This window comes from Pseudomonas sp. C5pp, from assembly GCF_000814065.1.
GTDB lineage: Bacteria > Pseudomonadota > Gammaproteobacteria > Pseudomonadales > Pseudomonadaceae > Aquipseudomonas > Aquipseudomonas asiatica.
This window is the reverse complement of the sequence record NZ_JWLN01000001.1, coordinates 92,231-106,875: the sequence shown is the minus strand read 5'-3', so window position 1 is coordinate 106,875 and position 14,645 is coordinate 92,231. Positions and strand designations below refer to the sequence as shown.

The window sequence follows — 14,645 nt, the reverse complement described above, 5'->3', positions numbered from 1 at the left end:
TTGTGCTGCCAGTACCGGCCCTTTCGCGGGTAAACCCACAGGGATAGCGCCATGTTGAAAGTTGGCGCGGTCCCTGTGGGAGCGGGTTTACCCGCGAAGAGGCCGGTGCAGGCTTACTTGTTCACAGACACCTTGCTGAAATCCAACCGCCCGAACGGGCTCACCTGATACCCCTCGACCCCTTGGCGCAGCAGGGCCGCCGCCGTCGGGTGCGCCAGCGGCACCCACAGCGCCTGTTGCTGAATCAAGGTTTGCGCCTGCTGGTAAAGCCGGCTGCGCACACTCTGGTCGTTGGTGGTGCGCCCGGCGCTGATCAACTGGTCCAGGCGGCTGTCGCAGAAGCGTGCGAAGTTGGTCCCCGACTTCACCGCGGCGCAGGAAAACTGCGGGCTGAGGAAGTTGTCCGGGTCGCCGTTGTCGCCCGCCCAGCCCATGAACAGCAGGTCATGCTCGCCCGCCTTGGCGCGGCGGATCAGCTCGCCCCACTCGATCACGCGGATCTCTGCCTTGATGCCGATCTTGGCCAGGTCGGCCTGCAGCATCTGCGCACCGAGGCTGGGGTTGGGATTGAGCAGGCTGCCCGACGGGCGGGTCCAGATCGTGGTGCTGAAGCCCTCGGCCAGGCCGGCCTTGGTCAGCAGGGCCTTGGCTTTCTTCAGGTCCAGCGGGTAGCCGGGCAGGTCCTTGGCGTAGCTCCAGGTATTGGGCGGGTAGGGGCCGTTGGCGGCCACCGCGGAGTCTTCGAACACGGCCTTGAGGTAGGCCTGCTTGTCGAAGGCCAGGTTGATGGCCTGGCGCACCTCCGGCTTGTCCAGCGGCGGGTGCTGGCTGTTGATGGCGACGAAGGCGGTCATGAACGCTGGGGTGGTGGCCACCTTGAGGTTGCCGTCCTTGCCAGCTTCGGCAATGTCCAGCGGCTTGGGCGACAACGCGACCTGGCACTCGCCGCGCTTGAGCTTCTGCAGGCGCACGTTGGCATCGGTGGTGATGGCGAAGATCAGCGGGTCGACCGCCGGCTTGCCGGCGAAGTAGTCAGGGTTGGCGCGATAGCGTACTACGGCGTCCTTCTGGAAGCGCTGGAAGATGAACGGCCCGGTGCCGATCGGCTGGCTGTTGAGCTTCTCCGGCGTGCCGGCCTTGAGAAGTTTGTCCGCGTACTCGGCGGAGTAGATCGATGCGAAGCCCATGCTCAACGTGGCCAGGAACGTGGCGTCCGGGTGGTTGAGGGTGAAGCGCACGGTGTTTGGCGCGGGTGCCTCGATCGCCTTGATCAGGCTGCCTAGTTGCAGCGACTGGGCATGCGGGTAGCCGCCCGGCGCGGTCTTGTGCCAGGCATGGGCGGGGTAGAGCATGCGCTGGAAGCTGAACAGCACATCGTCGGCGTTCAGTGGGCGGCTTGGCTTGAAGTAGGCGGTAGTGTGGAAGTTCACATCATCGCGCAGGGTGAAGTCGTAGATCAGGCCGTCGGCCGATACCGTCCAGCTGGCCGCCAGGCTCGGCACCACCTTGCCTTGCGCCGCGTCGAACTCCACCAGGCGGTTCATCAGCACATCGGCTGTGGCGTTGGTGGTGGTCAGTGAGTTGTACTGCACCACGTCGAAGCCTTCGGGGCTGGCCTCGCTGCAGACGCTCAGCGGGGCGGCCTGGGCAACGCTGGCGGCGATCAGGGCGCCTGCGGCGAACAAGGAGTTGAACAATAAGGAAAGGGCGGCGGCACGCATAGTGGCTCCTTGGCTGTCAGTGGCCCATCTGCCAGTGCAGTCTGGAAAAGGCCTACCCTAGTGTGCCCGTCGGGAAATGACCACACCCTTTTTTACAAAATTGGCGACGAGCGGTCGACGGCTGGCGGGGCCTGCCGCTATGCTGGCCCGGCGCGTCGGGGCTCGTGTCAATATTCATCTAATGTTGTTGCGGCCGAGTCTTTCTGGTATAAAGCAGCGCTCTTTTCTAGGGGCTCGGCCTGTCGCATCAGCGAATGCGGCCGATAAGACCTCCAGAATCACGGCGCCCAGGCGCCAAAGACTGAGAGATTAAGCGGCCAACCCATGCCGGGTTGGGCATGTGGTTTTAGAGGGCTGAGTCATGTCGAGAGTCTGTCAAGTTACTGGTAAGGGTCCAGTAACCGGGAACAACATTTCCCACGCAAACAACAAAACCCGTCGTCGTTTCCTGCCGAACCTGCAGCACCACCGTTTCTGGGTTGAATCCGAGAAGCGTTTCGTGCGTCTGCGCGTATCTGCCAAAGGCATGCGCGTTATTGACAAGCGTGGTATCGACGTAGTGCTGGCCGAGCTGCGCGCTCGCGGCGAAAAGTTCTAAGGAGAACGTCATGCGTGAATTGATCCGTCTGGTTTCGAGTGCTGGCACTGGCCACTTCTACACCACCGACAAGAACAAGCGCACCACTCCGGACAAAATCGAGATCAAGAAATACGATCCGGTTGTTCGCAAGCACGTGGTGTACAAGGAAGCCAAGATCAAGTAATTGTTCGGCGACCTGAAAAAACCCGCCTCCGAAAGGATGCGGGTTTTTTTATGCCTGTTCGGGCCTCAGATCATTTCTGCTCGAACATCACATAGATCTTGCGGCAAGGCTCCAGCACCTCCCAGGTGCCCTTGAAGCCAGCCGGGATGACAAACCGGTCACCGGCACGCAGGGTCTTGGCTCCGCCATCCTGGTCACGCAGCACCGAGACGCCCTGGACGATCTCGCAGTACTCATGCTCCGTGTAGTTCACCGTCCACTGCCCGACCTCGCCTTCCCACACGCCCGCGGCAAACTGCCCGCACGGGCTGGAATAATGGTTGTAGACCGCCTGGTCGGGCTCGCCCTTGAGGATTTTTTCCGCCGCCGGACGGTAGCGTTCGGCCTCGGTAATGACCTGCGCGAAGTCGATTATGCTGTCGATACTCATGGTTCGGCTCCTGTTGTTGTTTAATAAAATGCACATGAGTAGGCTTTTGAGCCTTTCGTGTCAAATATATTGATAGTTTACACCGGCTGGTTTAGGGTGTCGGTAGCCAAAATGCCCTCGACGCTGGGGCAGAATTCTGACAACGCCTGTGAGTCCTCAGTGCGGCGTTGCACCTAAACAAGAGGAGGAGTTTCGTATGACCACCCTGACTCGTGCGGACTGGGAACAACGTGCCCAGCAACTGAAGATCGAAGGCCGTGCCTTCATCAACGGCGAATACACCGATGCCGCATCCGGTGAAACCTTCGAGTGCCTGAGCCCGGTCGACGGACGCTTCCTGGCCAAGGTTGCCAGCTGCGATCTGGCTGATGCCAATCGCGCTGTGGAAAACGCCCGTGCCACCTTCAATTCCGGCGTGTGGTCGCAGCTGGCCCCGGCCAAGCGCAAGGCCAAGCTGATCCGCTTCGCCGACCTGCTGCGCAAGAACGTCGAAGAGCTGGCGCTGCTGGAAACCCTGGACATGGGCAAGCCGATCGGCGACTCCTCCAGCATCGACGTACCTGGCGCGGCCAATGCCATCCACTGGACTGCCGAAGCCATCGACAAGGTCTACGACGAAGTCGCCCCGACCCCGCATGACCAGCTCGGCCTCGTCACCCGCGAAGCGGTGGGTGTGGTCGGTGCCATCGTACCGTGGAACTTCCCGCTGCTGATGGCCTGCTGGAAGCTCGGCCCGGCCCTGGCCACCGGTAACTCGGTAGTGCTCAAGCCGTCCGAAAAGTCGCCGCTGACGGCCATTCGCATCGCCCAGCTGGCCATCGAAGCCGGTATCCCGGCTGGCGTGCTGAACGTGCTGCCAGGCTACGGCCACACCGTGGGCAAGGCCCTGGCCCTGCACATGGACGTCGACACCCTGGTATTCACCGGTTCGACCAAGATCGCCAAGCAGCTGATGGTTTACGCGGGCGAATCGAACATGAAGCGCATCTGGCTGGAAGCCGGCGGCAAGAGCCCGAACATCGTCTTCGCTGACGCTCCGGACCTGCAAGCTGCCGCCGAAGCTGCCGCCAGCGCCATCGCCTTCAACCAGGGCGAAGTGTGCACCGCCGGCTCGCGCCTGCTGGTCGAGCGTTCGATCAAGGACAAGTTCCTGCCGATGGTGGTCGAGGCCCTGAAAGGCTGGAAGCCAGGCAACCCGCTGGACCCACAGACCACTGTCGGTGCCCTGGTCGACACCCAGCAGATGAACACCGTGCTGTCGTACATCGAGGCTGGCCACAAGGACGGCGCCAAGCTGCTGGCCGGCGGCAAGCGCACCCTGGAAGAAACCGGTGGCACTTATGTCGAGCCGACCATCTTCGACGGCGTGACCAACGCCATGAAGATCGCCCAGGAAGAAATCTTCGGCCCGGTGCTGTCGGTGATCGCCTTCGATACCGCCGAAGAAGCCATCGCCATTGCCAACGACACGCCGTATGGCCTGGCCGCTGGCATCTGGACCTCGGACATCTCCAAGGCCCACAAGACCGCCCGCGCCGTGCGCGCTGGCAGCGTCTGGGTCAACCAGTACGACGGCGGCGACATGACCGCGCCGTTCGGTGGCTTCAAGCAGTCGGGCAACGGCCGTGACAAGTCGCTGCATGCGCTGGAGAAGTACACCGAGCTGAAGGCGACCTGGATCAAGCTGTAATCCCGTGGGGCCGCTTCGCGGCCCATTCGCGGCACAAGGCCGCTCCTACAGGGGTATGCGTTTCCCTGTAGGAGCGGCCTTGTGCCGCGAATGGGCTGCAAAGCAGCCCCAAGAACTCAAGAGGTCAAGGATGCGTTGGGGTACCTACTTCGCCGTACTGGCATCGGTGCTAAGCGTCGGGCTGGCACTCGGCGTGAGCATGCCGCTGGTATCCCTGCGGCTGGAGGCCTGGGGCTACGGCAGCTTCGCCATCGGTGTAATGGCCGCGATGCCGGCGCTGGGCGTGCTGGTAGGTGCCAGTCTGGCCAGTCGCCTGGCCGGCTGGGTCGGTGTGCCCTCGGCCATGCGCCTGTGCCTGTGGGGCGGGGCGCTGTCGATTGGCCTGGTCGCACTGCTGCCCAGTTACCCGCTGTGGCTGCTGCTGCGGTTGCTGATCGGTATGTCGCTGACCGTGGTGTTCATCCTCGGCGAAAGCTGGATCAATCAGCTGGTGGTCGAGCAATGGCGCGGCCGCCTGGTGGCGTTGTACGGCAGCAGCTATGCTCTCAGCCAGCTCGCCGGGCCGCTGGTGCTGGGCTTTCTCGGCTCGGATGACGATTTCGGCTTCTGGGCCGCTACCGGCCTGCTGCTGGTGGCGCCGCTGATTCTCCTGGGCCGTGGCGGGGCACCCAGCACAGAGGCCTGCAGCGTCACCTTCGGCGACCTGTTCGCCTTCTGCCGGCGCTTGCCGGTGATCGCCTGGGCCATTGCCCTGTTTGCCTCGTTCGAGGCGATGATCCTGACCTTGTTGCCGGTGTATTGCCTGCAACAGGGCTTCAGCACCGAAATCGCCCTTTTCATGGTCAGTACCGTGGTGGTGGGCGACGCGGTGCTGCAGCTGCCCATCGGTGCGCTGGCCGATCATATGTCGCGGCGCGCTCTGTTCACTGGCTGTGCGGTGACTCTTCTGGTATCCAGCCTGGCGATCCCGGTGCTGCTGCATACACCAGCGATCTGGCCGCTGTGGGTGCTGTTCGGGGCCAGTGCGGGGGGCTTGTTCACCTTGTCGCTGGTGCTGATTGGTGAGCGCTACCGGGATGATGCGCTGGTGCGGGCCAACGCCCATGTGGCGCAGCTGTGGGGTATCGGCTGCCTGCTCGGGCCGTTGCTGGCTGGGGCAGGGAGCCAGTGGATCAGCGGGCATGCATTGCCGTTGCTGATGGCGGCGGGGGCTGCGGGGTTGGTGGTGTTGACCCGGCGGCGCGGAGCGTTTGAGCCGGCTTCTGCCTGATTGTTTTTTGGGGCCGCTTTGCGGCCCATCGCGGCGCAAGGCCGCTCCTACAGGAGATACGCGATCCCATGTAGGAACGGCCTTGTGTCGCGATGGGCTGCAAAGCAGCCCCAAAATCGCCGCTACAACATCTTCTCCAGGCCAACCGCCTTGCTGATCCAGGCATTGAACCGCCGCCAAATCCCGCCCGGCTCGGACGTGAGCATGCGTCGCCTGCCATTTTCTTCGGTCACCCACACCATCTGGTTACCCACCAGCGTCGGCTGGTAGCTCAAGGCCGGGGCCATGCCCTGTACCGCCAGTGCGCGGGTGTACTCGGCCAGCTCCGGGCTGTCCACCAGCACCCCGACCTCGGTATTCCACAACACCGAACGTGGGTCGAAGTTGAACGAGCCGATGAAGGTCTTGCGCCGGTCGAACACGATCGCCTTGCTGTGCAGGCTCGAGTCCGAACTGCCATGGAAGCTCAAGCTGTGCCGGGCGCTGGGGTCACCGGGTTGGCGGCGCAGCTCATACAGTTGTACGCCATGCTCCAGCAGTGCCCGCCGGTATGGTGCATAGCCGCCATGCACTGCCGGCACGTCGGTGGCCTCCAGCGAGTTGGTCAGCAGCTTGACCGAGATACCCGCGTCGGCGCTGTGGGTGAGGTACAGCAGGCCGGACTCGCCGGGCACGAAGTACGCCGATACCAGGATCAGCTCGCGTTGCACCTTGCTCAAGTCAGGAGCCAGTTGCTGGGTCAGCAGTAGTTGCGGGTCCGGTTCGTCATCGGCCAGCACCTTGCTCGGCGCATCCCACAGCGCCTGGGCATGGGCCCAGATCAGCTCGTTGCGCCAAACATCCAGGCGTGGCTGCGACTGGTAGGCCATCAAGCGGTCATACAGGGCTTTGCGCTGGGTCCTGGCTTCGGCCAGTGACACTTCCAGGCGGTGGCGGCTGGCGCGCAGGTCGCTGGCATCCGGGTCGTGCCAAAGGAAGTCGGTAATCGGCCGGCTCAGGGCGCTGTTCCAGTATTGGTCGAAACTGTGACCGAGCTGTTCGGCCACCGGGCCGACACCCAGCAAGTCGATGTCGGTGAAGTTGAGGTTGGGTTCGGCATCGAAATACTCATCGCCCAGGTTGCGCCCGCCGACGATGGCCATGCTGTTATCCACCAGGAACAGTTTGTTGTGCATGCGCCGATGCTGGCGCGACAGGTTGAACAGGCGGCCCACCGCGCGCGTCACGCCGGTGCTGCGGCCCAGGTGTAGCGGGTTGAACACCCGTATCTGGATGTTCGGGTGGGCATCGAGGGTGCCCATGATGACGTCCAGGCCATCGCTGGTGGTGTCGTCGAGCAGGATGCGCACACGCACGCCACGGTCGGCGGCGCGCAGCAGTTCATGAACCAGTGCACGAGTGCTGAGGCCATCGTGGACGATGTAGTACTGCAGGTCGATGCTCGCCTGGGCGTTGCGGATCAGTTCGGCACGGGCGCGGAACGCCTCGTTGCTGTTGGGCAGCAGGCGAAAGCCCGAGCGGCCGTCGTACGGCGCGGCCTGGCGCAGTACCGAGCGGCCGAAGGCCGAGTCGTTGGCGGGTAACGCCTGGCTGGTTTCGCGGGGCGTGCCGACGCTGGCACAGCCGGCAAGACCAAGCAGTAGCACCAGCAGCAGAGGCAGGGCTCGCTGGAGTCTCAAGGGTGGATCGTCCTGTGCAGCAAAGGCTTAAATGGTTGGACCGTGGCGGGCGGCGCAAAGTTACGCGCCGGCGCTTTCTTCTTCCAGTAGACGAAGGGCGGTTTCACCAACCCTGCGCACGGCAGCTTCGATCTGCGGCGTGGGCCGTGCGGCGAAGTTCATGCGCAGGCAGTGGCGGAACTTGCCCGAGGCCGAGAAAATACTGCCCACGGCAACCTGCACGTCCTGCTCCAGTAAAGCCCGGTTCAGGCGCAGCGTATCGAAATGTTCGGGTAATTCCACCCACAGCATGAAGCCACCTTGCGGTCGACTGACCCGGGTGCCCGTCGGGAAGTAGCGGGTCACCCAGTCGCTCATCAGATCGCGGCCACGCTGGTACTGGCTGCGCATGCGCCGTACGTGGGGCTGGTAGTGCCCACCGGCGATGAAGTCGGCAATGGCCAACTGTGGCTGGCTGGCCGTGCTTCCAGTGCTGATGTATTTCATGTGCAGCACCCGCTCCAGGTAACGACCGGGCGCCACCCAACCAACCCGCAGGCCGGGGGCGAGGGTCTTTGAGAAAGAGCTGCAGAGCAACACGCGGCCGTCGTCGTCAAACGACTTGACGGTGCGTGGGCGCGGGTAGGTGTAGGCCAGGTCGCCGTATACATCATCTTCCAGGATGGCCACATCGTAGCGCTGGGCCAGGCTCAGCAGTGCCTTCTTGCGAGCCTCGGGCATGATGTAGCCGAGAGGGTTGTTGCAGCTGGGGGTGATCTGGATGAGCTTGATTGGCCACTGCTCCAATGCCAGCTCCAGCGCCTCCAGGCTGATGCCGGTAACCGGGTCTGTGGGGATTTCCAGGGCTTTCATGCCCAGGCCCTTGAGGGTTTGCATGGCGCCGTGGAAGCTGGGGGAGTCGACCGCGACGATATCGCCCGGCTCGCATACCGCTCGAATGCTGCAGGACAGCGCCTCATGGCAGCCAGTGGTAATCACCAGGTCGGCCGGGCCAAGGCGGCAGCCGGAGTCGAGCATCAGCCGGGCCACCTGTTCGCGCAGGGCCATGTTGCCGTGGATGTTGTCGTAGTACAGCCCGGGCATGTCCTGCCGCCGGCTCAGTTGGGCAAGGCTGCGCAGCAGTGGCTTGAGGGTGGGGCTGTCGATGTCGGGCATGCCGCGACCGAGTTGAATCACGCCCTGGCGTGGGGTACTGCGCACCAGCTCGAGCACCTGCTCCCATTGCGAGATGTCCACCGGGCGCTGGGCCGGGCGGCTGACGGCGGGCAGGGCCGGCAGGTGGCGGTGGTCGTTGACGAAGTAGCCGGACTTGGGCCGGGGCGAGACCATGCCGCTGTCTTCCAGCATGCGGTAGGCCTGCTGCACGGTGCTCAGGCTGACCCCGTGCTCCACACTCAGGGCGCGCACTGACGGCAGGCGCTGGCCGGGGCGGTAGAGGCCCTGTTCGATACGGGCACCGAGCAGTTCGGCGAGGTTCAGGTAAAGGGTCACGGCATACTCCTGCGCTGCAATAGCGTGGCGACCGGTACAGTTGCGCTGAAAATACAGCATTCAGTCGGCCTGCGGCCAATTCTGTATGGGAATAATAAGGCTGTATTGGATCTGTATTGCCGGTGCTGTCGACGCGCATGCTTTCTCCACAGTATCAACTGAACGAGAGGATGCGGTGATGGGTGGCATGAGCGATGTGCGCTTGCAACTGTTGGCCAAGGAACTGGAAGCCGGGCAGCAAGCCAAGGTGTTCAACGCGCCGGAAGGGTTGGGGCGTTGGGGGCTGATGCTGCATCGCTGGCACACCCGCAGGGCGCTGTTGCAGTTGACTGATGACGAGTTGCGCGATATCGGGCTGAGCTGGGAGCAGGCCCGGACCGAGGGGCGTAAGCCCTTCTGGAAGGACTGATGCGATCGTTGTGGGAGCGGCCTTGTGTCGCGAAAGGGCCGCACAGCGGCCCCAGGATATTTGCATCACTGCATGAATTGCCGGGGCTGCTTCGCAGCCCTTTCGCGACACAAGGCCGCTCCCACAAGGGGCAGTGCGCGGCTTTCAGATCAGCTCTTTCAGGCGATGCCACAGCATCCCCAACGCCAGCAGCGGCGAGCGCAGGTGCTGGCCGCCGGGGAAGGTGATGTGTGGCACCTTGGCAAATAGGTCGAAACGCCCGCTTTCCTGGCCGCTGATGGCCTCGCCGAGCAGGCGTGCAGCCAGGTGGGTGGCGTTGAGCCCATGGCCGGAGTAGGCCTGGGCGTAATACACGTTCGGCTGGCTTGCCAGGCGGCCAACCTGCGGCAGGCGGTTGGCGCCGATGCCGATCATGCCGCCCCACTGGTAGTCGATGCGCACGTCGGCCAGTTGCGGGAATACCTTGAGCATTTTCGGCCGCATGTAGGCGGCGATGTCCTTCGGGTCGCGGCCCGAATAGTGGCAGGCACCGCCGAACAACAGGCGCTGGTCGGCGGACAGGCGGTAGTAGTCCAGTGCCACACGCTGGTCACATACCGCCATGTTCTGCGGTAGCAGCGAACGGGCACGTTCTTCGCCCAGTGGCTCGGTGGCGATGATGTAGCTGCCGGCTGGCAGCACCTTGCCGCCCAACTCGCGGTTGAGGTCATTATGGTAGGCGTTGCAGCACAGCACCAGGGTTCTGGCGCGTACCCGGCCTTGGGCGGTGTGCACCTGTACTTCCGGGCCGTAATCGATGTGTGTGACCTCGGACTGCTCGAACAGCTTCACGCCCAGGCGGCTGGCCACGGCGGCTTCACCCAGGGCCAGGTTGAGCGGGTGCAGGTGCCCGGAACCCATGTCGACCAGCCCGCCGACATAACAGTCGGCACCGACCACGCTGTGGATATCGTCCTTGCCGACCAGGCGCAGTTCATGTGCGTAGCCAAGGCTGCGCAGTTCTTCAGCATCCTCGGCAAAGCCCAGCAGCTCGGCAGGTTTGTTGGCCAGGTCGCAGTAGCCCCAGGTCAGGTCGCAGGCGATGGCATGCCTTTCGACGCGCTCGCGGACGATCTGCACCGCTTCCAGGCCCATCAGTTTCAGGCTGCGCACGCCTTCCTCGCCGATGATCGGGAGGAATTGCTCCAGGCCGTGGCCGACGCCACGGATCAGTTGCCCACCATTGCGCCCACTGGCGCCCCAACCGAGCTTGCGCGCCTCCAGCAGGATGACCGAAAAGCCGCGCTCGGCCAGTTCGATGGCGGTGTTCAGGCCCGAGTAGCCGCCGCCAACGATACACACGTCGGCGCTGTGCTCGCCTTGCAGGAAGGAGTGGTCGGGGTGTGGCGCGCTGCTGGCGGCGTAGTAGGAGACGGCGTGCTGCGCGCTGTGGATCATTGGGCAGGTCCTGAGGCTGGTGGGCTGAGGGGGAGGAGGATAAGCCGGGGCTTCGGGGAGGGGCAACCGGCCTCATCGCCGGCAAGCCAGCTTCCACAGGGTCCGCGTGGCACTTGAGACCGACGGTGTCCCTGTGGGAGCCGGCTTGCCGGCGATTGGCCTTATAATTCAACCTCAGTTCTCAGACTTGTACCCGGCCATGTCCTGCAACCGCCACAAGATCCACTTCCTGCGCGAACTCATCCCTTCCTTCGAGTGTGAGCCCGGCTGCCACGACTGCTGCGGCCCGGTCACCACTTCGGCGGAAGAAATGGCCCGCCTGCCGCGCAAGTCCCAGGCCGAGCAGGACGCCGCCCTGGAGCACCTGGACTGTGTGCACCTGGGCCCCAACGGCTGCACGGTGTATGAAGAGCGCCCGATGATCTGCCGCCTGTTCGGCACCACCCCGCGCCTGGCCTGCCCGCGTGGCCGTGGCCCTGAACAGATGATCGAGCCCGCTGCCGAGCAGCTGGTCCACCAGTTCATTGCCACCACCCGCCAAGTGCTGGTCTGACTTCAGTCCGGGATCGGCAGGCAAAGGCTCTCCTTCACCTCTTCCATCACGATGTAGCTCTTCGATTCGCGCACGTGCGGCAGCTTCAGCAGGATGTCGCCTAGCAGCTTGCGGTAAGAGGCCATCTCGGAAATACGCGCCTTCACCAGGTAGTCGAAGTCGCCTGAAACCAGATGGCATTCCAGCACGTGGGGCAGTTTCAGCACCGCGCGGCGGAACTCCTCGAAGGTGTCGCCCGATTTGTAGTCCAGGCTGATTTCCACGAACACCAGCAGGCTGCCCTTGAGGTGCTGCGGGTTAAGGCGGGCGTTGTAGCCCATGATGATGCCCTCGCGCTCCAGGCGGCGGACCCGCTCGGTGCAAGGGGTGGTGGAAAGCCCAACTTTCTCGCCCAGTTCGGTGAAGGAAATACGCCCGTCATTCTGCAGGATACGCAGGATGTTACGGTCGATCTTGTCCAGTTCACGCTTGCTCTGGTGCTGGGTTCTCATAGGGGATGCCCCTCCGTGAAAGGCGATTTTGCCGAGAATTCTCGCCAATAATAGGCTTTTATATAGTGAATTGCACTGCCTTCAAATTCCTATACTGCGCGCATTCATGCCATTTCAATAAAAGTCTGCGGCGCGCCGCGTGCGAGGGATAAAACGATGCGAGTTCTGGTACTTGGTAGCGGTGTGATCGGAACCGCCAGTGCCTACTATCTGGCCCGGCAAGGTTTCGAAGTAACGGTGGTCGATCGCCAGCCGGCGGTGGCCATGGAAACCAGCTTTGCCAACGCCGGCCAGATCTCGCCCGGCTATGCCTCGCCCTGGGCCGCCCCAGGCGTGCCGCTGAAGGCCATCAAATGGCTGCTGGAGCGCCACGCGCCCCTGGCCATCAAGCTCACCGGCGACGTCGACCAGTACCTGTGGATGGCACAGATGCTGCGCAACTGCACCGCCAGCCGTTACGCGGTGAACAAGGAGCGCATGGTGCGCCTGTCCGAGTACAGCCGTGACTGCCTCGACGAACTGCGCGCCGAAACCGGCATCGCCTACGAAAACCGCAGCCTGGGCACCACCCAGCTGTTCCGTACCCAGGCCCAGGTGGATGCCGCGGCCAAGGACATTGCCGTGCTGGAGCAGTCCGGTGTGCCTTACGAGCTGCTCGACCGCGACGGCATTGCCCGCGTCGAACCGGCCCTGGCTGGCGTCAAGGGCATCCTGGCCGGCGCCCTGCGCCTGCCAAACGACCAGACTGGCGACTGCCAGCTGTTCACCACCAAGCTTGCCGAAATGGCCGTGAAGCTGGGCGTGGAGTTCCGCTTCGGCCAGGACATCCAGCGCCTGGACTTCGCGGGTGACCGCATCAATGGCGTGTGGATCGACGGCAAGCTGGAAACCGCCGACCGCTACGTGCTGGCGCTGGGCAGCTATTCGCCGCAGATGCTCAAGCCGCTGGGCATCAAGGCCCCGGTGTACCCGCTGAAGGGCTACTCGCTGACCGTGCCGATCACCAACGCCGACATGGCCCCGACCTCGACCATTCTCGACGAGACCTACAAGGTCGCCATTACCCGTTTCGACAACCGTATCCGCGTCGGCGGCATGGCGGAAATTGCCGGTTTTGACCTGTCGCTGAACCCGCGTCGGCGCGAAACGCTGGAGATGATCGTCAACGACCTTTATCCTCGCGGCGGTGATCTGAGCCAGGCCAGCTTCTGGACCGGCCTGCGCCCGGCGACCCCGGACGGCACGCCGATCGTCGGTGCAACGGCGTTCCGCAACCTGTTCCTGAACACCGGTCACGGTACTTTGGGCTGGACCATGGCGTGCGGCTCCGGTCGCCTGCTGGCCGACCTGATTGCGCGTAAGAAGCCGCAGATCAGTGCCGAAGGCCTGGACATTTCCCGTTATGGCAACAGCCCGGAAGTGGCCAAGCACGGGCAGACTGCGCCGGCTCACCAGCAGTAATAGCCTGCACCGGCCTCTTCGCGGCTAAAGCCGCTCCCACAGGGATCGCATGTGCTTGGGCATTGTGCGGTCCCCTGCGGGAGCGGCTTTAGCCGCGAAGAACCCAACACCGTTTTCAACCTGTGAACCACCATAAGGCAGCCGCCATGCGTCCCGCCCGCGCCCTGATCGACCTCCAGGCCCTGCGCCACAACTACCGTCTGGCCCGTGAACTGACCGGTGCCAAAGCCCTCGCCGTGATCAAGGCCGACGCCTACGGCCACGGCGCCGTGCGCTGTGCCCTGGCCCTGGAGGCCGAAGCCGACGGCTTTGCCGTGGCCTGCATCGAAGAAGCGCTGGAGCTGCGCGCCGCCGGTATCAAGGTCCCGGTGTTACTGCTGGAAGGTTTCTTCGAAGCCAGCGAACTGGCTCTGATCGCCGAGCACGACCTGTGGTGTGTGGTGCACTCGCTGTGGCAACTGGAAGCGATCGAAAAGACCCAGCTGCACAAGCCGCTCACCGTCTGGCTCAAGCTCGACAGCGGCATGCACCGCGTCGGCCTGCACCCCAAGGACTACCACGAGGCCTACCAGCGCCTGCTGGCTAGCGGCAAGGTCGCGCGCATCGTGCTGATGAGCCACTTCGCTCGCGCCGACGAACTGGATGCCGACGCTACCGCCCAGCAGATCGCCGTGTTCGAGGCCGCACGCCAGGGCCTGGCCGCCGAGTGCAGCCTGCGCAACTCTCCCGGTGTACTGGGCTGGCCGCACGCCCCCAGCGACTGGGTGCGCCCGGGCCTGATGCTGTACGGTGCCACACCGTTCGAAGTGGCCCAGGCCGAGGCCGAGCGCCTGCAACCGGTGATGACCCTGCAATCGCGGGTGATCAGCGTGCGCGAACTGCCTGCCGGCGAGCCGGTGGGCTATGGCGCCAAGTTCGTCAGCCCACGGCCAACCCGCGTTGGTGTGGTTGCCATGGGCTATGCCGATGGCTACCCGCGCCAGGCGCCCAACGGTACCCCAGTGCTGGTCGCCGGCAAGCGCACCCAACTGATCGGCCGAGTATCGATGGACATGCTCAGCATCGACCTGACCGATGTGCCGGAAGCCACCGTCGGCAGCCCCGTCGAACTGTGGGGCAAGCATGTGCTGGCCAGTGAAGTGGCTGCGCACGCGGGTACCATTCCGTACCAGATTTTCTGCAACCTGAAGCGGGTACCTCGGGACTACGTCGGCGAATGACACGCTGAAGCGGACAGGTTGAGGGGCGG

At 63.9% G+C, this 14,645-nt stretch carries 14 protein-coding genes; 8 read left to right on the top strand and 6 right to left on the bottom strand.

Going from position 1 to position 14,645, the window contains the following annotated elements:
- Window positions 1-113: 113 nt before the first annotated feature.
- Window positions 114-1,721: an ABC transporter substrate-binding protein gene (locus RR51_RS00470; RefSeq protein ID WP_024087914.1), complete on the bottom strand. Its 1,608-nt coding sequence runs from the start codon at window positions 1,719-1,721 to the stop codon at window positions 114-116.
- A 361-nt stretch (window positions 1,722-2,082) separates the two neighbouring features.
- Here RR51_RS00470 and rpmB point away from each other — a divergent pair, with 361 nt between their 5' ends.
- On the top strand, window positions 2,083-2,319 hold the full coding sequence (rpmB, locus tag RR51_RS28730; RefSeq protein ID WP_003258972.1) for a 50S ribosomal protein L28: 237 nt from the start codon (window positions 2,083-2,085) through the stop codon (window positions 2,317-2,319).
- A 10-nt stretch (window positions 2,320-2,329) separates the two neighbouring features.
- On the top strand, window positions 2,330-2,485 hold the full coding sequence (gene rpmG / locus RR51_RS00460; RefSeq protein ID WP_003253507.1) for a 50S ribosomal protein L33: 156 nt from the start codon (window positions 2,330-2,332) through the stop codon (window positions 2,483-2,485).
- 70 nt (window positions 2,486-2,555) lie between these two features.
- Here the strand turns inward: rpmG and RR51_RS00455 are convergent, their stop codons facing one another.
- On the bottom strand, window positions 2,556-2,915 hold the full coding sequence (locus RR51_RS00455; protein WP_003258971.1) for a cupin domain-containing protein: 360 nt from the start codon (window positions 2,913-2,915) through the stop codon (window positions 2,556-2,558).
- A 196-nt stretch (window positions 2,916-3,111) separates the two neighbouring features.
- Here RR51_RS00455 and RR51_RS00450 point away from each other — a divergent pair, with 196 nt between their 5' ends.
- Together RR51_RS00450 and RR51_RS00445 are read left to right on the top strand one after the other, a co-directional pair.
- Entirely contained in the window at window positions 3,112-4,605 is a 1,494-nt protein-coding gene (locus tag RR51_RS00450; RefSeq protein ID WP_039612332.1) for an aldehyde dehydrogenase, read from the top strand.
- Window positions 4,606-4,735: 130 nt separating this feature from the next.
- The gene (locus RR51_RS00445) at window positions 4,736-5,875 is read left to right on the top strand and encodes an MFS transporter (RefSeq protein WP_039612331.1); all 1,140 of its coding nucleotides are present in this window, start codon (window positions 4,736-4,738) and stop codon (window positions 5,873-5,875) included.
- A gap of 122 nt (window positions 5,876-5,997) precedes the next feature.
- On the opposite strand, the gene RR51_RS00440 is transcribed toward RR51_RS00445, so the two are convergent.
- Together RR51_RS00440 and RR51_RS00435 are read right to left on the bottom strand one after the other, a co-directional pair.
- Window positions 5,998-7,554: a phospholipase D family protein gene (locus tag RR51_RS00440; RefSeq protein ID WP_039612330.1), complete on the bottom strand. Its 1,557-nt coding sequence runs from the start codon at window positions 7,552-7,554 to the stop codon at window positions 5,998-6,000.
- Between the two features lie 60 nt (window positions 7,555-7,614).
- Window positions 7,615-9,045: an aminotransferase-like domain-containing protein gene (locus RR51_RS00435; RefSeq protein ID WP_161795730.1), complete on the bottom strand. Its 1,431-nt coding sequence runs from the start codon at window positions 9,043-9,045 to the stop codon at window positions 7,615-7,617.
- Between the two features lie 178 nt (window positions 9,046-9,223).
- Here RR51_RS00435 and RR51_RS00430 point away from each other — a divergent pair, with 178 nt between their 5' ends.
- Complete coding sequence (locus RR51_RS00430; RefSeq protein WP_039612328.1) at window positions 9,224-9,454, top strand: DUF1127 domain-containing protein; 231 nt, start codon at window positions 9,224-9,226, stop codon at window positions 9,452-9,454.
- Between the two features lie 144 nt (window positions 9,455-9,598).
- Here the strand turns inward: RR51_RS00430 and RR51_RS00425 are convergent, their stop codons facing one another.
- Entirely contained in the window at window positions 9,599-10,891 is a 1,293-nt protein-coding gene (locus tag RR51_RS00425) for an NAD(P)/FAD-dependent oxidoreductase (RefSeq protein WP_039612327.1), read from the bottom strand.
- Window positions 10,892-11,090: 199 nt separating this feature from the next.
- Between RR51_RS00425 and RR51_RS00420 the strand changes: the two genes are divergently transcribed.
- Entirely contained in the window at window positions 11,091-11,444 is a 354-nt protein-coding gene (locus tag RR51_RS00420; RefSeq protein ID WP_039612326.1) for a YkgJ family cysteine cluster protein, read from the top strand.
- A 2-nt stretch (window positions 11,445-11,446) separates the two neighbouring features.
- Here RR51_RS00420 and dadR read toward each other — a convergent pair whose 3' ends face one another.
- Window positions 11,447-11,935 (bottom strand): transcriptional regulator DadR, encoded by a 489-nt coding sequence (gene dadR, locus RR51_RS00415; RefSeq protein WP_003258963.1) that lies wholly within the window; start codon window positions 11,933-11,935, stop codon window positions 11,447-11,449.
- 156 nt (window positions 11,936-12,091) lie between these two features.
- Between dadR and dadA the strand changes: the two genes are divergently transcribed.
- Together dadA and alr are read left to right on the top strand one after the other, a co-directional pair.
- On the top strand, window positions 12,092-13,396 hold the full coding sequence (gene dadA, locus RR51_RS00410) for a D-amino acid dehydrogenase (RefSeq protein WP_039612325.1): 1,305 nt from the start codon (window positions 12,092-12,094) through the stop codon (window positions 13,394-13,396).
- Window positions 13,397-13,542: 146 nt separating this feature from the next.
- Complete coding sequence (gene alr / locus RR51_RS00405; RefSeq protein ID WP_039612324.1) at window positions 13,543-14,616, top strand: alanine racemase; 1,074 nt, start codon at window positions 13,543-13,545, stop codon at window positions 14,614-14,616.
- Window positions 14,617-14,645 lie beyond the last annotated feature (29 nt).